Source organism: Mesorhizobium sp. M7A.F.Ca.AU.001.01.1.1 (assembly GCF_004022735.1).
GTDB classification, from domain to species: Bacteria; Pseudomonadota; Alphaproteobacteria; order Rhizobiales; family Rhizobiaceae; genus Mesorhizobium; species Mesorhizobium ciceri.
Genome location: NZ_RZPF01000023.1, coordinates 1 through 19,042 on the forward strand (window position 1 = coordinate 1; position 19,042 = coordinate 19,042).

Annotated in this window: 21 protein-coding genes; 9 read left to right on the forward strand and 12 right to left on the reverse strand. The window is 62.2% G+C overall.

Features of this window, described 5'->3' with window-relative positions:
- The coding region (locus EN884_RS02965; RefSeq protein ID WP_128360465.1) for an FAD-dependent monooxygenase at window positions 1–830 on the forward strand (830 nt) is incomplete at its 5' end.
- Window positions 831–904: 74 nt separating this feature from the next.
- Here the strand turns inward: EN884_RS02965 and EN884_RS02970 are convergent.
- The 7 genes from EN884_RS02970 to EN884_RS03000 form a co-directional block, all read right to left on the reverse strand.
- Window positions 905–1,573 carry a TIGR02117 family protein gene (locus EN884_RS02970; RefSeq protein WP_013532419.1) on the reverse strand — a complete coding sequence of 223 codons (669 nt, stop codon included), beginning with the start codon at window positions 1,571–1,573 and terminating at the stop codon, window positions 905–907.
- Between the two features lie 111 nt (window positions 1,574–1,684).
- Window positions 1,685–2,488, reverse strand: a complete 804-nt coding sequence (locus EN884_RS02975; RefSeq protein ID WP_013532420.1) for an amino acid ABC transporter ATP-binding protein — start codon at window positions 2,486–2,488, stop codon at window positions 1,685–1,687.
- Between the two features lie 31 nt (window positions 2,489–2,519).
- On the reverse strand, window positions 2,520–3,677 hold the full coding sequence (locus EN884_RS02980; RefSeq protein ID WP_013532421.1) for an amino acid ABC transporter permease: 1,158 nt from the start codon (window positions 3,675–3,677) through the stop codon (window positions 2,520–2,522).
- 9 nt (window positions 3,678–3,686) lie between these two features.
- Window positions 3,687–4,874, reverse strand: coding sequence for an amino acid ABC transporter permease (locus tag EN884_RS02985; protein WP_013532422.1), 1,188 nt, complete (start codon window positions 4,872–4,874; stop codon window positions 3,687–3,689).
- 63 nt (window positions 4,875–4,937) lie between these two features.
- A complete protein-coding gene (locus tag EN884_RS02990) occupies window positions 4,938–5,966 on the reverse strand; it encodes an amino acid ABC transporter substrate-binding protein (RefSeq protein WP_013532423.1) in 1,029 nt (342 codons plus the stop codon).
- 443 nt (window positions 5,967–6,409) lie between these two features.
- A complete protein-coding gene (locus EN884_RS02995) occupies window positions 6,410–7,285 on the reverse strand; it encodes a DUF2182 domain-containing protein (protein ID WP_013532424.1) in 876 nt (291 codons plus the stop codon).
- Between the two features lie 9 nt (window positions 7,286–7,294).
- Window positions 7,295–7,930: a DUF1326 domain-containing protein gene (locus EN884_RS03000; RefSeq protein WP_013532425.1), complete on the reverse strand. Its 636-nt coding sequence runs from the start codon at window positions 7,928–7,930 to the stop codon at window positions 7,295–7,297.
- A gap of 455 nt (window positions 7,931–8,385) precedes the next feature.
- Here EN884_RS03000 and EN884_RS03005 point away from each other — a divergent pair, with 455 nt between their 5' ends.
- From EN884_RS03005 to EN884_RS03025, 5 genes are all read left to right on the forward strand, one after another.
- Entirely contained in the window at window positions 8,386–9,567 is a 1,182-nt protein-coding gene (locus EN884_RS03005; RefSeq protein ID WP_013532426.1) for a cystathionine beta-lyase, read from the forward strand.
- A 130-nt stretch (window positions 9,568–9,697) separates the two neighbouring features.
- The gene (locus EN884_RS03010; RefSeq protein ID WP_013532427.1) at window positions 9,698–10,759 is read left to right on the forward strand and encodes an HPP family protein; all 1,062 of its coding nucleotides are present in this window, start codon (window positions 9,698–9,700) and stop codon (window positions 10,757–10,759) included.
- A gap of 132 nt (window positions 10,760–10,891) precedes the next feature.
- On the forward strand, window positions 10,892–11,566 hold the full coding sequence (locus EN884_RS03015; protein ID WP_013532428.1) for an RNA polymerase sigma factor: 675 nt from the start codon (window positions 10,892–10,894) through the stop codon (window positions 11,564–11,566).
- Window positions 11,567–11,683: 117 nt separating this feature from the next.
- Window positions 11,684–12,208 carry a DUF4142 domain-containing protein gene (locus tag EN884_RS03020; RefSeq protein ID WP_013532429.1) on the forward strand — a complete coding sequence of 175 codons (525 nt, stop codon included), beginning with the start codon at window positions 11,684–11,686 and terminating at the stop codon, window positions 12,206–12,208.
- Between the two features lie 11 nt (window positions 12,209–12,219).
- Window positions 12,220–12,528: a cupredoxin family copper-binding protein gene (locus EN884_RS03025; RefSeq protein ID WP_013532430.1), complete on the forward strand. Its 309-nt coding sequence runs from the start codon at window positions 12,220–12,222 to the stop codon at window positions 12,526–12,528.
- Window positions 12,529–12,639: 111 nt separating this feature from the next.
- Here EN884_RS03025 and EN884_RS03030 read toward each other — a convergent pair whose 3' ends face one another.
- Window positions 12,640–13,470: a crotonase/enoyl-CoA hydratase family protein gene (locus EN884_RS03030; protein ID WP_013532431.1), complete on the reverse strand. Its 831-nt coding sequence runs from the start codon at window positions 13,468–13,470 to the stop codon at window positions 12,640–12,642.
- A gap of 88 nt (window positions 13,471–13,558) precedes the next feature.
- Here EN884_RS03030 and EN884_RS03035 point away from each other — a divergent pair, with 88 nt between their 5' ends.
- The gene (locus EN884_RS03035) at window positions 13,559–14,146 is read left to right on the forward strand and encodes a TetR/AcrR family transcriptional regulator (RefSeq protein ID WP_024505017.1); all 588 of its coding nucleotides are present in this window, start codon (window positions 13,559–13,561) and stop codon (window positions 14,144–14,146) included.
- Between the two features lie 76 nt (window positions 14,147–14,222).
- Here EN884_RS03035 and EN884_RS03045 read toward each other — a convergent pair whose 3' ends face one another.
- From EN884_RS03045 to EN884_RS03060, 4 genes are all read right to left on the reverse strand, one after another.
- Window positions 14,223–15,449 (reverse strand): anion transporter, encoded by a 1,227-nt coding sequence (locus EN884_RS03045; protein WP_013532433.1) that lies wholly within the window; start codon window positions 15,447–15,449, stop codon window positions 14,223–14,225.
- 152 nt (window positions 15,450–15,601) lie between these two features.
- Window positions 15,602–16,564, reverse strand: coding sequence for a glycosyltransferase (locus EN884_RS03050; RefSeq protein ID WP_013532434.1), 963 nt, complete (start codon window positions 16,562–16,564; stop codon window positions 15,602–15,604).
- Between the two features lie 287 nt (window positions 16,565–16,851).
- Window positions 16,852–17,640, reverse strand: coding sequence for a GGDEF domain-containing protein (locus tag EN884_RS03055; RefSeq protein WP_013532435.1), 789 nt, complete (start codon window positions 17,638–17,640; stop codon window positions 16,852–16,854).
- A 258-nt stretch (window positions 17,641–17,898) separates the two neighbouring features.
- A complete protein-coding gene (locus EN884_RS03060; RefSeq protein WP_013532436.1) occupies window positions 17,899–18,120 on the reverse strand; it encodes a hypothetical protein in 222 nt (73 codons plus the stop codon).
- Between the two features lie 179 nt (window positions 18,121–18,299).
- Between EN884_RS03060 and EN884_RS03065 the strand changes: the two genes are divergently transcribed.
- Together EN884_RS03065 and EN884_RS03070 are read left to right on the forward strand one after the other, a co-directional pair.
- Window positions 18,300–18,614 (forward strand): hypothetical protein, encoded by a 315-nt coding sequence (locus EN884_RS03065; protein WP_244514287.1) that lies wholly within the window; start codon window positions 18,300–18,302, stop codon window positions 18,612–18,614.
- Window positions 18,611–18,892, forward strand: coding sequence for a helix-turn-helix transcriptional regulator (locus EN884_RS03070; protein ID WP_013532438.1), 282 nt, complete (start codon window positions 18,611–18,613; stop codon window positions 18,890–18,892). The genes EN884_RS03065 and EN884_RS03070 overlap by 4 nt, the downstream gene beginning before the upstream one ends.
- Window positions 18,893–19,042 lie beyond the last annotated feature (150 nt).

Sequence of the window (19,042 nt, forward strand, 5' to 3'; positions counted from 1 at the left end):
TTGCCTCCGGCCCGCATGGCATCACGGCGACGGCCGAGATCGACGGCAAGACCATCGAGGCGGAGGGCTTCCTGCTGGTCGGGGCCGATGGCGTCTGGTCATCGGTGCGCCCACTTGTCGACTCGGCCAAGGGGTCGGCTTCGCCAAGAAACCATTTCTCCGGCGAACTGGCCTGGCGCGCGACCATCGCAGCCGATAGCGCCGCGGGGCAGAGCTTTGCCGCCATCGGCGCCAGGGACTGCGTCACCACCTTCCTGCATCCCGGCTTCCATATGGTGGCCTATCCCGTCAGCAAGGGTGCGGCCTTCAATCTCGCGGCCTTCACCAGGGGCGACCGCATTGCCGAGGGCTGGTCCGGCAACGCCGACGCCGGGATCCTGACCCGAGCTCTTGCCGGCACTGCGGCAGAACTTGCCCGTCTGGTCGAGCAGGCCGGCCCGTGGACCGCGTGGCCGATCCACACTGTCGACCCGCAACAGCCCTGGACAACACCGAACGGCATGGCGCTGATCGGCGACGCCGCGCATGCGATGACCCCATTCGCGGCGCAAGGTGCGGCCATGGCGATCGAGGATGCAGCGACGCTTGCCGACGCCGTCTACGCCTCCCCTACGAACCCGCTGGCCGCGCTTGCGGTTTGGGAACAGTCACGGCGGCCGCGTGTCGCGCAGGTCGCCCGACGCGGCGCTGTCAACCGGCTGGCCTGGCATGCCGCAGGGCCGGTGGCGATTGCGCGCAACGTGTTCCTGAAAATGCGCTCGTCGGAAAAACTCGCGGCGGATTTGGACTGGCTCTATGGCTGGCGGGCACCGGAGGCTGACGAAAGCTGAAACCTGCGAAAGGTTGGCGGGACAGAGGGGGGTGTGAAGGAACGCGACACTCGCCAATTCGCGGAATGCCCACGCTAATTATACAGCCGCATCGATAGCCCGAGCGATACAGGCAGCGGGTTCCACCAGCCGGTGCGCAGGCCTGCGGTGCGCAAGGCGGCCGCCGTCCAGGTGTTGCAGCCGATCAGTGCGTTGAAATGGCCGTTGGCTTCGTAGAAGCCGTCGAACCTGGAATAGGCCGCGTCCGGAACGAGGATCGGGCCTTCCGGTCCGCGCTGGAAACTCGCATCGATGAAATCGAGCAACGCCGCGAACCGGTCCTCTGTGATGTCGAACCCCGCGATGTCAGGGGGCGGTTCGAGGATGTCACCGGCGACATCGACATGCATGACCGACGCGTCGAGGGTCAGTGCCTTCATCACCGGTACCGCCTTCAGCTCGGACCATGTCGGCGTCTCCAGGTAGAAGGCGCGACCGCCCCAGCCGAAGACGATGTAGCGGACCTCCGGCCTGTCGGCCGGTATGCCGGCGTCGACCAGGAAGTGGAAACGCTGGCGCACGGCATCGTCGACCGGGATGGCGATATCGGTGTGGATCGGATTGTTCAGCACCAGGATGTGGCGCGTCGCGGCGGGCATGGCGGCGGCCGCCGGCCACAGCGGCCGCGGCACGAGGGTGCCCGTCGTCACGGCGAGAGCGACGACAATCAACAGAAGGCCTAGAAAACGTCCCAGTCTCTTCATGAAAAGCGGCTCTGCAAAAGCGCTCCAGCGCGACAGGAACGGTCGCCTGTTATGCCATACGCAAAAGAGCCCGGCAGTGTTTCAGCCGGGCTCCTCGCAAACATCGAAAGCCTAGTGCAGGATCTGCGACAGGAACAGCTTCGTGCGCTCATGGCGCGGGTGGTCGAAGAACTCGGCCGGCGTGTTCTGCTCGACGATCTGGCCCTGGTCCATGAAGATCACCCGGTTGGCGACCTTGCGGGCAAAACCCATCTCGTGGGTGACGCACAGCATGGTCATGCCTTCTTCGGCAAGGCCAACCATGGTCTCCAGCACTTCCTTGATCATCTCCGGATCAAGCGCCGAGGTCGGCTCGTCGAACAGCATGATGCGCGGGTTCATGCACAGCGAGCGGGCAATCGCCACACGCTGCTGCTGGCCGCCGGAAAGCTGGCCGGGATATTTGTTGGCCTGTTCCGGGATCTTGACGCGCTTGAGGAAATGCATGGCGATTTCCTCGGCCTGCTTCTTCGGCGTCTTGCGCACCCAGATCGGCGCCAGCGTGCAGTTCTCCAGGATGGTCAGATGCGGGAACAGGTTGAAGTGCTGGAACACCATGCCGACCTCGCGGCGCACCTCGTCGATCTTCTTGAGATCGTTGGTCAATTCCTTACCGTCGACGATGATCTTGCCCTTCTGGTGCTCCTCCAGGCGGTTGATGCAGCGGATCATGGTCGATTTGCCGGAGCCGGAGGGGCCGCAGATGACGATGCGCTCGCCGCGCATCACTTTCAGGTTGATGTCCTTCAGCACATGGAACTCGCCATACCATTTGTGCATGGCGATGATGTCGATGGCGACATCGGTCGTCGAAATCTGCATCTTGGCGGCGTTGACCTTGATCTCTTCGGCGCTGACGGCATTTTCGGTGGCCATGAGAGGGATCCCCTTGTTCTTTTGTTTATGTTTAGCGTTTGTGGCCGGTGTCGAGCCGGCGTTCGGTGTACATTGAATAGCGCGACATGCCGAAGCAGAACAGCCAGAAGACGAAGGCGGCGAAGATCAGGCCGGACCTCGCCGTCTGCGCGGTTGCCCAGTTTGCATCGGAAAAATTCTGTTTGACGATGCCGAGCAGGTCGAACATCGAGATGATGATGACCAGGCTGGTGTCCTTGAACATGCCGATGAAGGTGTTGACGATGCCCGGGATGACCAATTTGAGCGCCTGCGGCATGACGATGAAATACATCTTCTGCCAATAGCCGAGGCCGAGCGAATCGGCACCTTCATATTGGCCCTTGGGGATCGCCTGCAGGCCGCCGCGCACCACTTCGGCCATATAGGCGGCGGCAAACAGCGACACGCCGATCAAAGCGCGCAGGAACTTGTCGAACGAAACGCCCTCCGGCAGGAACAGCGGCAGCATGACGCTGGCGAAGAACAGCACGGTGATCAGCGGGATGCCGCGCACCGTCTCGATGAAGACGACGCACAGCGTCTTGATGATCGGCATCTTGGAACGGCGGCCGAGCGCCAGCACGATGCCGAGCGGCAGCGACACGGCAATGCCGACGAAGGACAGGCTGAGCGTTACCAAGAGCCCGCCCCAAAGCGAGGTCTCGACATGCGGCAGGCCGAACATGCCGCCGACCAGCAGGACGAAGGCGACGATCGGCAGCACGAAGAACAGCAGAACCGCATTCAGCCCTTTGCGTGGCACCTTCGGCATCAGCATCGGCACCAGCAGCGCCACGAACAGGATGGCGACCAGGATCGGCCGCCAGCGCTCCTCGATGGGATAGCGGCCGAGCATGAACTGGCCGAACTTGGCATTGACGAAAGCCCAGCAGGCGCCGGTCCAGCCATCCGGCTGGATGCCGCCTTGCGCCACCGTGGCGCATACGGTCCGGTCCGGCCCCGTCCACACGGCGTTGATGAACGCCCAATTGATGATTTGCGGCAGGATCATCGCCACCAGGGCGATGCCGACGATTGTCAAAATGGTGTCGCCGGTAGACGCGATCAGGTTCTTGCGCACCCATGCGCCGAGGCCGGTGACGCTGGCGGGCGCCGGCTGCGCCAGCACCATTTCGGTGCGCACCCAGGACATATCATGTTCTTGCATGTCCTTACCTCACCTCTCCACCAGCGCCATCTTGGCGTTGAACCAGTTCATCACAAGCGAGGTCAGAAGGCTGATGGCGAGATAGATCACCATCATGATCACCACGCCCTCGACGGCCTGGCCGGTCTGGTTCAGCACTGTCCCGGCGGTCGCCGTCAGGTCCGGATAGCCGATGGCGATGGCCAGCGACGAGTTCTTGGTCAGGTTGAGATACTGGCTGGTCAGCGGCGGAATGACGATGCGCATGGCCTGCGGCACGACGACCAGCCGCAGGATCGATCCGGAACGCAATCCCAACGCTCCGGCGGCTTCCGTCTGGCCCGCGCTGACACCCCTGATGCCGGCACGCACGATCTCGGCGATGAAGGCGGCGGTATAGCAGGACAGCGCCAGATAAAGCGACAGGAACTCCGGCCGGACCTGAAAGCCGCCGGTCAGGTTGAAAGTCGACTGCTTGGGGTAATCGAAGCTCAGGGGAAAGCCGCTCAGCGCATAGGCGAGCAGCGGCAGCCCGACGATCAGCGCCGCGGATGTCCAAAACACCGGAAATTGCTGGCCGGTCGCCATCTGCCGTTGCCGCGCCTTGCGCGCGACGAACCACGCCATGGCGATGCCGACGAGCAGGGCGACGAAAATCAGCCATGAACCGTCGCCCCATACGGCGCGTGGAAAATAGAAACCGCGCTGGTTGAGAAAGGAGCCGAACGGCAAATTGATGCTGTCGCGTGGCGCCGGCAGCACGGCCAGCACGCCGGAATACCAGAAGAAGATGACCAGCAGCGGCGGGATGTTGCGGAAGACCTCGACATAGACGGTGCAGATCTTCCTGATCAGCCAGTTCTTCGAGAGCCGGCCGATGCCGATGACGAAGCCGATGATTGTCGCGGTGATGATGCCGACGATGGCGACGATGACCGTGTTGAGGAGGCCGACCAGAATGGCGCGGCCATAGGTCGAATCCGACGAATAGGCGATCGCGCTCTCGCTGATATCGAAGCCGGCGCGGCCCTTGAGGAAGCCGAAGCCTGAAGCGATGCGCAACCGCGTCAGGTTGTCGATGACGTTGTGGGCAATCCACCAGACGCCCGCCACCAGCAGCACGACGACCAGCACCTGGAAGAATATGCCCCGGATTTTCGGATCGTTGATGAAGGAGCCGCGGCTGGGCTCCTCGCGAAGTACGTCCTGCGATGCCATTCGACCGTCCCCTGGAAAGAGAAACCGGGAGGCAGATGATCTGCCTCCCGGATCACATTTCGATCAGCGGATCGGCGGCGCGTATTGCAGGCCGCCCTTGGTCCACAGCGCGTTGATGCCGCGCGCGATCTTCAGCGGGCTGCCCGAGCCGACATTGCGCTCGAACATTTCGCCATAATTGCCGACGGCCTTGACGATGTTGACCACCCAGTCATTGGAGACGCCGAGATCGGTACCGATCTTGGTGTCGGCTTCCTGGCCGAGAACGCGCTTGATCTCGGGGCTGGCCGAGTTCTTCATCTCATCGACATTGGCCTTGGTGATGCCGAGCTCTTCAGCCTGCAGCAGCGCAAAATAGGTCCATTTGACGATGTGGTACCACTGGTCGTCGCCCTGGCGAACGGCAGGTCCGAGCGGCTCCTTGGAGATGATCTCGGGCAGCACGACATGGTCGGCCGGCGATCCCAGCGTCAGGCGTATGCCATAGAGGCCCGACTGATCGGTGGTGTAGACGTCGCAGCGGCCGGCATCATAGGCGGCGTTGACCTCTTCCAGCTTTTCGAAGACGACGGGATTGTACTCCATCTTGTTGGCCTTGAAGTAGTCGGCGAGGTTCAGCTCGGTGGTGGTGCCGCTCTGCACGCAGACGGCTGCGCCCGAGAGCTGCAATGCCGAATTGACACCCGGCAGCTTCTTGGCGTTGATCATGAAACCCTGGCCGTCATAATAGGTGACGCCGATGAAATTCAGGCCGAGTGCCGTATCGCGGTTGATGGTCCAGGTGGTGTTGCGCGACAGGATGTCGATCTCGCCCGACTGCAGCGCGGTAAACCGCTCCTTGGCGCTGAGCGGCGTGAACTTGACCCTGGAGCCGTCACCGAAGACGGCGGCCGCGACAGCGCGGCAGAAATCCGCATCGATGCCTTGCCAGTCACCCTTGTCGTCCGGCGCCGAAAAGCCGGCCAGGCCGGTGGAGACGCCGCACTGGATGAAGCCCTTCGCCTTGACGGTGTCGAGCGTGGCCGCCGACGCGGCGGACGCCATCAATCCAAGCGTGGCGGCGCCTAGAATGCCGATAGCAATGTGTTTCATGACCCACAGACCCTTTTCTCTGTTTTTCAGGAGTAAATCCTGATTTTTTTCTCCCGTGTGAACGCGGCTTCATCCCGGCCCATCCCGAAACCCCGCATCGTAACCGACGCGCCGCCTCCCATTCACAAATGTCATCGAAGGCGATAATTCCTGTGAGGTCAAGGGAAATGACCCAAACCCGAAGAGTTTGAAAACCGATTGCCGTAAATGCCTGATTTACAGACAAACACGCCCGCGAATTAGTCAGCAGGGGCCAATAAAGGCGGCAAAGCTGATGCAACGCCAACGCGGGGCCGATACCGGCCGCGGCAGCGAAATCCATCCCGGGCAAATACCTCGTGGTTGTTGACCTCCGCGTGGGGCGAACTACCATGTCCCAAGATTGTCTTCTGACGATTTACTGGCGGCTGCAGTCCAATACAGGTCGCAGACGAAGACTGTTCTCAAGAGGCTTGAAAGACGATCCAGGTCCCGATGCCAGCCATCAACGCGCCTGAAACGCGCGGAATCAGCTGCCCGGTCGGCACCGTCTTCTCCAGCAGGACGAGGATGGCGATGCCGGCGATCCACAGCACGTTCATGACGCCACCGACGAACAGCAGAGCCATCAGCGCCCAGCAGCACCCCAGACAGTAGGCGCCGTGATCGATGCCCAGCCGGAGCGCGCCGAGCGGAGCGGAGCGGAATCCGCCATGGCCGGCCAGGAACGCGATCGGGGCCTGACATTGGCGCAGGCAGACGCCCTTCATCGGCGTCCATTGATAGAGACCGGCGGCGATCAGGACGAGGCCGCCGAGGACCGCGCTGCCGGTCGCCATCGAGGGGTCGAGCAAGGCAAGACGGGCGAGCAGCCATTGCGCACCGGTCGCCACGAGGCTGAAGACGGCCCAGACGGCGAGGTAGCCGGCAAAAAACCATCCCGTCGAAGCGATGGGCCTGCCATCCGCCCGCGCCTTGCGGCCGACACCGGCATAGAGCAGCAACATCGGTGCGACCGAAGGCGTCATCATGCCGACCATCATCACCGCCCACATCGTGAAGGTGAAAGCGAAATCGGCCAATGCCCAGGCCCGGATGCCTGGCGCCACGGCGGCGCCCATATCCATGCCGCCCATACCCATGTTCGACCCGTCCATATTCGACATGTCCATTCCGGCCATGTCACCGCCTCCGCTGTCCGGCAAGGCGGAGCCGGGCATGACCATGTCGGTGGCGAGCCACAGCACATAGGCCCAGGCGAGCACGGCAATCACCACGAGCGCGGCCATCACGACCGCGCGATCGCGCCGCAGCACCGCCTCGAGGGCCGTGTCGCCCATTGGATCAGGTCAATGCACGATGCCGCTCTGCGTGAGATGCAGATTGGCGAAATGGCTGTGCGTATCGGCCAGCTCGAACTTGATCGGGCCCGTCGCCTTTGTCCAGCCGCGCCCGACCTCGGCGATCGCGTATTCGAAGCCGTGCGGCAGGTCGATGCGCGCCTGGTGGGCAGCGCCGGTGACCGGATTCCGGATCGGCTCGCCACGACCGTCGGTTATACCCTCGACATGCAGCTGACTGGTTCGCGCGTCGACGTCGATGTTGAATTCGATCGGCGCAAAGATCGGGTCGTGGAACTTCTCCAGCGTGGTCGAAAAGACCTGGAATATCGTTGCACCCGGTTCGGTATCCAGACCGCCCAATATGCGAAGCAGCGCGCCACGTTGGGCTTCCGTCGCCCTCTCGTCGATGATCACCGCGGCTTCGCCCCCGCCCTGGTGTATGGCGCCGGGCCAGCTGAAAATCCCGACGAACCGCAATCCGTCGAGCTTGGTGTCGCCGTGATGGCCGCTTTCGATTTCCATGCCGGCGACCGCCTGGCAGAACCCGTATGTCGGCATGGCGTTGAACTGGCACGGGCAGCCATAGGCGCAGTTGCAGTTGATGAATTCGCGCGCCTTCATGGCCCATTTGACGTCCGGCATGGCATTCCTCCCTTGCCGCGCTCACGCTTGGTGAGCGCGATCCGGATCGTGGAGGACCAGAGGTCAACCGGCAGCAACCATCCGGCAGCATCTGATCGAAGCAATCCGGCGATTAATATTAGCCGACAATCATATACCTTCCGCAGCCGCCCACAATAGCCGATCGGCGGAGATGAGGGCTCCGAACGCAGGTCAATCAAAGACCGCCTTTTCGCGATAGGAATTTTTTCTTGACAGCCTGCCCTCAGCTATGATACATTTTCGTCCATGGTGCTGATTTGCGCCGATGACCCGCCGCACAGGCGGGTTTTTCGTTTTGATATCCTGTCCCCGCATCGCTGTTTTTGCCGCGACGAATTGGCATATTCGAAGTCCATCTCCTGGCGGACGGTGGCTGTTGCACGGTCCATGCCGCCGCACTATGGCTAGCGGCTTGTCAAACAAGGCGACGCAGAATGGCGAAAGACGGCGAGCACTTTAGCGGCGGGATGGGCATCAACACGCGGCTTGCCCATTCGGGCAACAATCCGCACGACTATTTCGGCTTCGTCAATCCGCCGGTGGTGCATGCCTCGACCGTGCTTTTTCGCGACGCGGCGTCAATGGCGGCTCGCACCCAGAAATACACTTACGGCACGCGCGGCACGCCGACGACCGATGCGCTCGCCCACGCCATAGACGCGCTGGAAGGTTCGGCAGGCACGATCCTGGTGCCGTCGGGCCTTGCGGCGGTGACGGTACCGCTGCTCGCCTTCGTGTCGGCCGGCGACCATCTGCTGATCGTCGATACCGTCTATCATCCGACCCGCAACTTCGCCGACACGATGCTGAAGCGGCTGGGCGTCGAGGTCGAGTACTACGCCCCCCATGTCGGCGCCGGCATCGCGGCGTTGATCAAGCCCAACACCAAGGTGGTGTTCACGGAATCACCGGCCTCCAACACCTTCGAGGTGCAGGACATCCCAGCCATCGCCAAGGCGGCGCACGCCGCGGGCGCCATCGTCATGATGGACAATACCTGGGCGACGCCACTGTATTTCCGCCCCCTCGACCACGGTGTCGACATCTCGATCCATGCGGCGACCAAATACCCGGCCGGCCATTCCGACGTGCTGCTTGGCACGGTGTCGGCCAATGAGAGCTGCTGGACGCATCTTTATGAAAGCTTCTGCACGCTTGGCTGCTGCGCCGGGCCCGACGACGTCTACCAGGTGCTGCGCGGCCTGCGCAGCATGGGCGTGCGCCTTGAACACCATCAGCGCAGCACGCTTGCCATCGCCTCCTGGCTCGAAGGCCAGAAGGGCGTGGCGCGCGTGCTCCACCCGGCCCTGCCCAGCCACCCGGACCACGAACTGTGGAAGCGGGACTTCTCCGGATCGAGCGGCATCTTTTCCATCGTGCTTGCCGGCGGCGGACAAAAGCAGCAGCACGCCTTTCTCGACGCGCTGCAAATCTTCGGCCTCGGCTATTCCTGGGGCGGCTATGAGAGCCTTGCCGTGCCGGTCTGGCTCGGCGACCGCGTTGTCGCGAAGGCCCCCTATGAGGGTCCATTGATCCGCCTGCAGATCGGCCTCGAGGACGTCGACGACCTGAAGGCCGACATTTCGCGCGGCCTGACCGCGGCGGCGGCTGCGTAGCGGAATTCTATTCCCTCAAATTGCAGTTTCCCGGATCAGTTTGGCTTTCAAATTCAACGATGCCGCGTCATTGCGGTGCGATCAGCACATTTTCGACTTCCCCTGGAATATCGGCAGAGTTTTCGACCCCATGGCTTTCCGCCTTTTTGTTCCCATTCTTGCCGGCGCGACGCTGCGCGAGCGTCTCGTCGCCTGTATCGGCGCGACGATCGGCATTGCACTCACCGGTGTGATCGCCAGCCTTGTGCTCGGCAACGGCCCGCACGTGCCGCTGCTGGTGGCGCCGATGGGGGCGTCGGCGGTGCTGCTGTTCGCCGTGCCCGCCAGTCCGCTGGCACAGCCATGGTCGATCATCGGCGGCAACACGATATCGGCACTGGTCGGCGTGATCGTGGCGCATTTCATCCACGAAACCGCCCTTGCCAGCGGCATCGCGGTGGCACTGGCCATCGCCGCCATGTCGTTCACGCGCTGCCTGCATCCGCCGGGCGGAGCGGCCGCGCTGACCGCGGTGCTGGGAGGGCCTGCCGTGATCAGCGCCGGCTTCCTGTTTCCATTCGTGCCGGTGGCGCTGAACTCGATCCTGCTGGTGGCGCTCGGCTACGGCTTCCACAGGCTGGCCCGGCGCAATTATCCGCATGTGCCGGTTGCGGCGCCGGCAAACAGCCACGGCACCGGCGATCTGCCGGCGCAGCTGCGCGTGGGCTTTCGGTCGGAAGACATCGATGCCGCGCTTGGCGCACTCGACGAGACGTTCGATATCGATCGCAACGATCTCGACCGGCTGCTGCGGCAGGTCGAATTGCAGGCGATGGTGCGCGCGCACAAGACCCTTCTGTGCGAGGACATCATGTCGCGCGATGTGATCTCGGTCGATGCTCACACCTCCACCGAGGCGGCGCGCCAATTGCTGCTTGACCACAACATCCGCACCTTGCCGGTCGTCAATGCGGAAGCCAGGCTGGCAGGCACGGTGGGGTTGCGCGAACTCACCCAGGCCTCGGGGACGGTTGGATCCGTCTTAACGCCCGCGGCAACAGCCGCCGCCGGCGTCGCCGCCATGGGTCTGCTGCCCGTCCTCACCGACGGCCGCAGCCATGCGGTCATCATCGTCGACGACGACAAGCGGATTCTCGGGCTGATCACCCAGACCGATCTGTTGGCGGCCACGGCGCGCCTGCAGGCTGCCTGACAAGCCTTCGCTCGCACTGTAGTGTAGCGGCCGCCGGACCCGGCAGAAAATCTTCGGGAACCTTTTGCCGGCGACAGCGTCCAATCTCCCAATCGAGATCCTGGTTCGGAGATTGGGTTGAGGAAACTTGCCATGCCTGCTGTGTTGACGGCCGTGCCTTCCGCTGTGCCAGGCGAGATGCAGCTTGTGCACCGCGCGCTGGCGCGCGACGGCGACGCCTTCCGCACCATCATCAAGACACACAATCAGCGGCTTTACCGGATCGCGCGCGGCGTCGTGCGCAATGACAGCGAGGCCGAGGACATCGTGCAGGAGGCATACGTCAAGGCCTTCGCCCATCTCGATGCGTTTCGCGGCGACTCCTCGCTCGCCACATGGCTATCGCGCATCGTCATCAACGAGGCGCTCGGCCGGCTGCGCAAAAGACGCAAAACGGTGGCGCTGCCGGAAAATCCGCAAGCCGAGATCATCCGGTTTCCCCTCAATCCCAGCGACGATCCGGAACGGACAATGGCGCAACGGCAGATCCTCCAACTGGTCGAACAGGCCACCGACAGCCTTCCCGACGTCTACCGGACGGTGTTCGTGGCGCGGGTGATCGAGGGGCTGAGCATCGAAGAGACCGCCGACCTCCTCGGCGTGCGGCCGCAAACCGTCAAGACAAGGCTGCACCGCGCCCGCGCCCTTGTCCGCAAGGCGCTGGACGACCAGATCGGGCCGGTGCTGCTCGACGCCTTCCCCTTCGCCGGCCGGCGTTGCGAACGACTGACCAGCGCCGTGATGCGACGGCTCGGGCTGGAAAGCTGAGCCTCAGCGGATTTCAGTTCATTTCAGCGGGAACGTTTGCCGCTGACCAGCATCCAATGACCGTCAACCGAAAAACACTGTCCGGGACGATTTCAGCGTCCCGGCGAAGGAGATGCCATGTCTATCCGACACACTGCTGCGCTCGCCGCCCTGCTGCTGCTCGGCACCGCGCCGTTCGCACAAGCCGCCGACAAGCCGACCGATCCGCAGATCGCCCATATCGCCTACACGGCCGGGGTCATCGACATCGAAGCGGCCAAGCTGGCCATCGACAAATCGAAGAACAAGGAGGTTGTCGATTTCGCCAAGGATATGGTCCGCGATCACGAGGCTGTAAATGTTCAGGCGCTCGACCTGGTCAAGAAGCTCAAGGTCACCCCGGAAGACAACCCCACCAGCAAGGCGCTGACCAAAGCTGCGACGGAGGAGCGGGCCAAGCTCGCCAAACTCCACGGCGCTGCCTTCGACAAGGCCTATGTCGACAATGAGGTCGCCTATCACAAGCAGGTCAACGGCGCGCTCGAAACCCTTTTGATCCCGTCGGCGCAGAATGCCGAGCTGAAAAGCCTGCTGGAAACCGGCTTGAAGATATTCCAGGGCCATGAGCAGCACGCCGAACACGTCGCCGGCATGCTCAAGTAAGGACCGGGAGCATGCAGAACCACCATCTGTGGATTGCGTTGACGCTCGCCGTCGGGATCGTGCCGGCGCAAGCCGAAACCATCCAGGTCACCATCGACAGGCTGGTGTTCTCTCCGGCCACCGTCGAGGCAAAGGTCGGCGACACGATCGAGTGGGTGAACAAGGATGTGTTCGCCCACACGGCAACCGTGAAAGGCGGCTGGGAAGTGATGATCCCGCCGAAGAAATCCGCAAGCCTGACTTTGAAGACGGCGGGACCGGTCGACTACTTCTGCCGCTTTCACCCCAACATGAAGGGCCGTTTGGTGGTGGCGCCCTGATCCAGCTCCGACGAGTGCATGTCGCCCAAAAGTAACCTCGGTTTTGGGAGAACGACACGCATAAAAACAAAGACCTGAAGCGGGTCGCCTGAGGAATTCCAGCGACCCGCTTCAGGCTCGCCTGGCCTCGTCGGGACGCGCGATATGTGTCCACGAGCCGTCATAGCCCGGCTCGCGGCGTGCAATCCAGGCATTCAGCCCTTCGCGCAGATCAGCGGTCGGGGCCACGCGGGCAAACTGCTCGGCCTCGACCAGCAAACCTTCGGCGATGCTCTGGTTGAGGCCGCGCGCCACTGCCGTGAGGATGCCGGCAATCGCCAGATCGGAGTGCCGCAGGATACGCCTGGCCAGATCAAATGCCGCCGGCATCAACTCGGCATGCGGCACAACCTCGTTGACGAGACCCAGTTCAAGCGCCCGCGGCGGCGCAAACCAGTCGCCGGTCAACAGCAGTTCGAGCGCCCGCTTGCGCCCCGCGAGCCTCGGCAAGCGCTGGGTTCCACCAAAGGTCGGCGGCATTGCGAGGTTGATTTCCGGCTTGGCGAACAAAGCGCGGTCACTGGCGATAGCGAGCGGTACGGCCTCGGTGATTTCGCAGCCGCCACCAAAGGCAATGCCGTTGACGGCGGCGATGATGGGCTTGCGGTAGGCTTCCAGCCTCGCCGTCAGCCGCTGCCCGCGCATGACGAAATCCCGCATCGCGACACCGACGCCAAGCGCCACGCTGGCCGAGAACTCGTGAATGTCGCCCCCCGCCGAAAACGCCCGCTCCCCTGCTCCGGTCAGAATGACCGCTCGGACGCCGTCATCGACTTCCATGTCGTCAAGGACCGCAAGCAGGCGGTCGATCAGGGCATAGTTCAGCGCGTTGAGTTTCTCCGGCCGGTTGAGGGTGAGGATGGCAATCCCATCCCGGGTTTCGCTAAGGACAAGATCTGTCATTTGGCTGTTCCTTCTCCATCATGCTGATGGAAGGAAGACTATGCCCTTTGTCGCTTGTGTATATTCACTAGTCGGTATACATAGGCTTATGCCCGACACGCAGAGCCCTACCCGCAAACGCATTGTCGATGCCGCGACCAGGCTCTTCTATGCAGAAGGAATCGGTCGTGTCAGCGTCGATGCCGTTGCCGAGGAAGCGGGTCTCACCAAGCGCACGCTCTACTACCATTTCAAGAGCAAGGACGACCTGATCGCCGCCTATCTCGACGGCCGCGACCAACCCAATCTGAAGCGGATGGCCGGCTGGTTCGAGGCTGCCGAAGGCGGCGCGGATCGCAAGGTCGAGGCGATCTTCACCAATCTGGCGAGGTCCGCTCGCCACCCGAAATGGAAAGGATGCGGCTTCCTGCGCACGGCCGCCGAACTCGCCTCGATGCCCGGACATCCGGCGGTCAAGGTGGGCGCGCGGCACAAGCTGAATTTCGAAACATGGCTGGCCGGCGCCCTGTCGGACCATGGCGTCGCGGAGCCGCAAACCCTGGGGCGCGAGATCGTGCTTTTGATCGACGGCTGCTTTTCGATCATGCTGATCCACCGCAACCCCGATTACATCGAAGCGGCCGGACGCGCCGCGGCGACGCTGGTGCGGGCGCGACTTTCAGGCAGTCAGGTCTAAAGCGCGACGCGCTTTAAGCCTTTGGTTTTATGCATGTCGTTGGCCCAAAACCGGGGCCACTTTTGGGCGACATGCATTAGAAACCGAAAGCCAGCCATGCGGTGCCGGCGGCCAGCGTTATCAGCGTCAAAGGCAAGCCGACCTTGAAAAAAGCGCCGAACGACAGCGTCGTGCCGGCGGCCCGCGCCTGTTCGGCGACGATCAGGTTGGCGACCGAACCCAGCAGCGTGAAATTGCCGGCCAGCGTCGAGCTCATGGCGACGACCAGCCAGGCGCGCTCGGGGTTTTCGAGGCCGGGTATGAAGGGCCGCAGCGCCAGCACGGCCGGAACATTGCTCATGATGTTGGAAAGCACCGCGGTGAAGCCGGACAAGCGCCAGACGTCGTCCAGCCCGAGGTTCCTGGCCGAAGCGATCATGTCGGGCGAAAGAAGCGTCTTTTCAGCGCCGGCGACGACAACGAACAGACCGGCGAACATGAACAGCAGCGGACCGTCGATCTCGCGGTAGATGCGCTCCGGCTTGATGGCCCGGGTGAGCAAGAGGATGGCGCCGCCGATGAGTGCTGCCTTGGCGACGGGCACGCCGGCGAAGAAGGCAATTGCCAGCCCGATGCAGACCACCACCGCCTTCAGCACCTGCCCCTTGTGCATGCGGCCACGCGAGACCTCGGGCGTCAGTTGGACGGTGCGGGCGAATTCGGCCCGGAAGACAATGCGGATGATGACAACGACCGCGACGAGGCCGAACAGGGCGACCGGAGCCAGCGCTGCCGAAAAGGCCGGATAGGAAATGCCCGACAGTGCACCGATGACCATGTTTTGGGGATTGCCGGTGATGGTTGCGACGCTGCCGCAATTCGACGCGGTGGCGGTGGCGATCAGATAGGGGATCGGGTTGCGCTTGATCACACGGGTGACGTGGACGACGATCGGCGCCATGACGAGACAGATGGCGTCGTTGACCAGGAAGGCGGACAACACGCCGGTCAGCAGCGTCACCATCACCAAGAGCATGAAGGGCGCATGCGCGTGCTCGATGGCGACGGCGCCAAGGCCACGAAAGGCGCCCGACACTTTTAAATGCGCCACCACAATCATCATGCCGAGCAGAAGCGTGATGGTATCGAAATTGATCGCCCGGTACGCATCCTCCATGCTGAGCGCGCCGATGGCGATCATCGCGGCCCCGCCGAGAAGCGCGATCCCTGCCCGGTCGAGGCGCAGGCCGGGGATGCGGCCAATGGCGACACCGGCGTAAGTCAGGATCAGGATCAGCAGTGCCGCCGCGCCCATCAAAGTCATCGATAAGAAGTCCTGCCCAGTCTGTGGCACGCCGCTGGCTGTCGGCCCCATTCGTCCGCTTTGCGTGCCTGCTTTAGCGCGATGTCGAGATCGATGACAGCGGGCATGTTGTTGCGCCAAGGATGTCCCATGGCCCAAAGGATGACGTGCAGCTAACGCAGGTAGAAATCCAGCCTCTGTCGCACAGCTTGGGAAGAATAGGTCTGCTCGACGGTCTGCCGTGCCTTGAGGCCCACTGCCGCCCGCAGCGCCGGGTCGGCTTTGAGATCGGCCAGGATGCGCGCCGCCTGCTGCGTCGTTTCGAACAAGAAACCGTTTTCGCCATGCCTGATATGGTCGGAATAACCGCCATATGAATGGCAGACCACGGGCAACCCGCAGGCCATCGCCTCGAACACCACGCGACCGAAGGTTTCCATATGCCAACCGGTGCGATAATAAAACACGTCGAGCGTCTGCAGAAACTCTTCGGCGGAAAATTGGCCGGGTGGGAACAGTTCGAGTTGCGGATGCGGCATGAGGCTGTCCTTGAGCCCTATCCCTCCCTGTATCCGCAAGGCTGTACCTTCGGCCAGCAATGTCTTGTAGAGGGGTATGTCATCGGGATGATGTTTGCCCGGCCCATCGCGGCTCAAGCGTCCGACGGTGAAGGGACGATCCGAACCCAGACGCCGTGGTGAAAAACGTTCGATATCGATCGGAGACGGATGCACGGTGCCATCGACTTGGAGCATCCGTCTCTGAAAATCGGAAATCAGCACCAGTTCGGCGTCGGGCCAGTTCAGCATGCGGGGCATGCGTCTCGTCAGCGAGATGATTTTCGGGTGAAAGGTATTGAAGACATAGATCAGCCGGCGCGGCCGCGGGATCAGGTAAGGCCATATCTTGTTGCGCCAATGAGAGCCGAGAAAGACGTAGGTACCGCCATTCGGTACATCCCACTTCGACAGCGAGACGCGGCGAATCGGGAAATTCCGCATCAACTCGCCGGACACGCTGGAGGAGGTTGCCCACAGATGCACCTCGGAATCGACACTCAACAACCGGTACAGTTCCAGAGCTTCAAGGTCACTGCCACCGAAGGGGTCCTGAAAGCCGTTGAACAAATGGATCATAATAGCTGTGTTTACCTGACCGTTTCCGCATATGTTCGCCAGCATCAAAAATCATGATCGCTGTCGGCCGGAACGCTTGGAAACTCAGAGTCAAAACCGTTTCTGCCGACAACGAAAATCGCCAACGCGGGGGAGTATACCGGCAAGCGGTTGCAGTCCATGGCCCATCGAGCCGGCATGCTATCCGTAAGGATCGGATTCCTTGCGGCTGATTATAAGCATTTGGAAACATAGAAGGAGCGTCTGTTTCGAGAGCTTCCCGATCAGCCTTCTGCAAGTTTCTGCCATCAATGCACGGTGGCGACGCCGGGCGCAGGCGCCGGAGACGTTCCGGCCGGATCGAAGCTGACTTGATCGCGTCCGTTCGACTTGGCCGTGTAAAGCCTTCTGTCGGCAGCGGAGAAAATTTCCTCATAGGTGATCGGGCCGGTAAAGCTTGTGCCGCCGATGCTGACGGAAAGCGGACAAGGCCTGCCGCCGGGTGAGAATTCCATCTCCCTGATACGCCGGCGGATGCTTTCGGCAACCACCCAGGATTGCGAGGGATCCACGCCGGGCAGAAACACGCCGAATTCTTCGCCGCCGATGCGGCCGACGATATCGCTGCCACGCAGTTGCCCCTTGATCGCCTGCGCTATCAGTTTGAGGGCCTGATCGCCGCAATCATGGCCCAGGCGGTCATTGATCGACTTGAAGTGGTCGGCGTCGATGATCAGCAGCGCCCCCGAACGGGTCTGCTCCTGCTTGCGGGTCTGCTCGAGATAGGCTTCGACCAGCATCGAGAAGGCGCCACGGTTCAGCACCGCCGTCAGGCTGTCGGTCGCGGCGATGACGCTGAGATCGCGCTGCGCGATGGCCAGCTGGCGAATCTTCCACATCAGGAAAAACAGAAACGAGCCGCCCAGCACCAAAGGCAGCATCAGGTCGGTCATCTGCGCCCGCCACACGGCCTCGGGCGAAAGATAGGGAAAATTGAAGGAATCGACGAAGAACGCCACGGCAATGAAGAATGCCGTACCGACTGCCGTGACAGCGATCACCCTGCCCCAGCTCGTCGGCGACAGATCGAGCTTCATCGCGTCCACTCCGTTAGCCGTCGCTACTATGACGCACCAACCCAAACAAATTGATAAGACTTTCCCTCCAATTCGATGTCGGCGGCGGAATCAAATCCACCGGCCAACCAGCCCCTGCCTATGACTTGCGACAGACGCTTGGGCAGACGCCACAGGACGGCCGCTGGAAAGCAGCCATCCTGTTTCAAAGTGTGAAGGCGTGGGCCAATTGCCGGCCGGGCAAGGGCAAAACGGCGCGCGAAGCCAGATCGCCCGTCGTCAGTTGAGCGTCGGTTCACCCAGCGCATCGACGACAAAGGATGCCGCGATCAGGTCGTCGGCATCGAGACGCAGGGAGCCTCCGTCGCCTCCCATGGCTGAAGCCACTTTTTGAAAGGTCTTCATTTCGTATTCCGTGATCCGGGCGTCCTGCATCCTGGCCCTGAGATCGGCAATGCGCCGATCGAGGGCCGAAGATATCCCTATTTCTCGCTTCGACATGGCAACACTCCTCCCCACCCTTGTTTGCCTCCCGCCTGTCCACTTTTATATGAGGGTCCGCGAATACAGCGGGCCGAACGCGCCGTGCGCGGGAAGGTTCCGAAAAGGCCGAGTAACGAAATAATACGCTGGCGCCGAGCCACGCCCGCGGACTTTTCTATATCAGACGCAGCTAATCCTTGACGCCGGCAGATGCCGCCCCAGAATCAGAGCATGGCAATAAAGTCGGCGACGAGGTGGCGGTCATGGCGACGGTGCTGAAGCGCGTCACGAAGGACCGCGTCAGCGTGTCGATCCCCGGTCTTCCGCATTCGGTCATTGATCCGGCAACCAGGCTGACCAGGGGCCAGCAGATGGAATTATCCGGCGACGTTAAGCGGATCGACGGCGACAAGGTCACGGTGTCGCTCGGGACAATGGTCACGGTGGATCTGGACAAGGCGGGCCTGGTGCAAAGCCGTGTCCCACCGAAGCGAAGGACCGTCAGGATGTGAACAAGCGAAGCGCCACCGTCTCAGGGACCCAACCCCTTACACCCCAGCAGTGCAGAGCTGCACGAGCGATCCTGAAGTGGTCGCAGGTGCGACTCGCCGCGAAGTGCGGCCTCAGCGAAGGAACGATTGGCAGTTTTGAGAGCGGGCGAAGGATTCCCAGTCCCGCCAAGCTGGCTGCCATCCGTCGAGGCTTGGAGGCAGCGGGCGTGGTTTTCATCGATCAGAAGACCGCAGTGACAAAGAGCGGTCCGCCTCGCGAAACTATTAGTGGAACATAATTTAGACATCGCTGTTAGGCCGTAAATGGGAGGCGCGCGATGTCACAACATGAAATCGGCATTGTTTCGGACTGGTCGAAATTGGTGGCGGACGATCCTCTGATCGCCGCCGATATAATCCAGCGCCTTTCTGTGCGCGCTTGCAATGAC

Bases quoted from the DNA above. Each gene is read 5' to 3' on its own strand.
- EN884_RS02970 (WP_013532419.1), bottom strand. From the start codon at position 1,573: ATGAAGAGACTGGGACGTTTTCTAGGCCTTCTGTTGATTGTCGTCGCT.
- EN884_RS02975 (WP_013532420.1), bottom strand. From the start codon at position 2,488: ATGGCCACCGAAAATGCCGTCAGCGCCGAAGAGATCAAGGTCAACGCC.
- EN884_RS02980 (WP_013532421.1), bottom strand. From the start codon at position 3,677: ATGCAAGAACATGATATGTCCTGGGTGCGCACCGAAATGGTGCTGGCG.
- EN884_RS02985 (WP_013532422.1), bottom strand. From the start codon at position 4,874: ATGGCATCGCAGGACGTACTTCGCGAGGAGCCCAGCCGCGGCTCCTTC.
- EN884_RS02990 (WP_013532423.1), bottom strand. From the start codon at position 5,966: ATGAAACACATTGCTATCGGCATTCTAGGCGCCGCCACGCTTGGATTG.
- EN884_RS02995 (WP_013532424.1), bottom strand. From the start codon at position 7,285: ATGGGCGACACGGCCCTCGAGGCGGTGCTGCGGCGCGATCGCGCGGTC.
- EN884_RS03000 (WP_013532425.1), bottom strand. From the start codon at position 7,930: ATGCCGGACGTCAAATGGGCCATGAAGGCGCGCGAATTCATCAACTGC.
- EN884_RS03005 (WP_013532426.1), top strand. From the start codon at position 8,386: ATGGCGAAAGACGGCGAGCACTTTAGCGGCGGGATGGGCATCAACACG.
- EN884_RS03010 (WP_013532427.1), top strand. From the start codon at position 9,698: ATGGCTTTCCGCCTTTTTGTTCCCATTCTTGCCGGCGCGACGCTGCGC.
- EN884_RS03015 (WP_013532428.1), top strand. From the start codon at position 10,892: ATGCCTGCTGTGTTGACGGCCGTGCCTTCCGCTGTGCCAGGCGAGATG.
- EN884_RS03020 (WP_013532429.1), top strand. From the start codon at position 11,684: ATGTCTATCCGACACACTGCTGCGCTCGCCGCCCTGCTGCTGCTCGGC.
- EN884_RS03025 (WP_013532430.1), top strand. From the start codon at position 12,220: ATGCAGAACCACCATCTGTGGATTGCGTTGACGCTCGCCGTCGGGATC.
- EN884_RS03030 (WP_013532431.1), bottom strand. From the start codon at position 13,470: ATGACAGATCTTGTCCTTAGCGAAACCCGGGATGGGATTGCCATCCTC.
- EN884_RS03035 (WP_024505017.1), top strand. From the start codon at position 13,559: ATGCCCGACACGCAGAGCCCTACCCGCAAACGCATTGTCGATGCCGCG.
- EN884_RS03045 (WP_013532433.1), bottom strand. From the start codon at position 15,449: ATGACTTTGATGGGCGCGGCGGCACTGCTGATCCTGATCCTGACTTAC.
- EN884_RS03050 (WP_013532434.1), bottom strand. From the start codon at position 16,564: ATGATCCATTTGTTCAACGGCTTTCAGGACCCCTTCGGTGGCAGTGAC.
- EN884_RS03055 (WP_013532435.1), bottom strand. From the start codon at position 17,640: ATGAAGCTCGATCTGTCGCCGACGAGCTGGGGCAGGGTGATCGCTGTC.
- EN884_RS03060 (WP_013532436.1), bottom strand. From the start codon at position 18,120: ATGTCGAAGCGAGAAATAGGGATATCTTCGGCCCTCGATCGGCGCATT.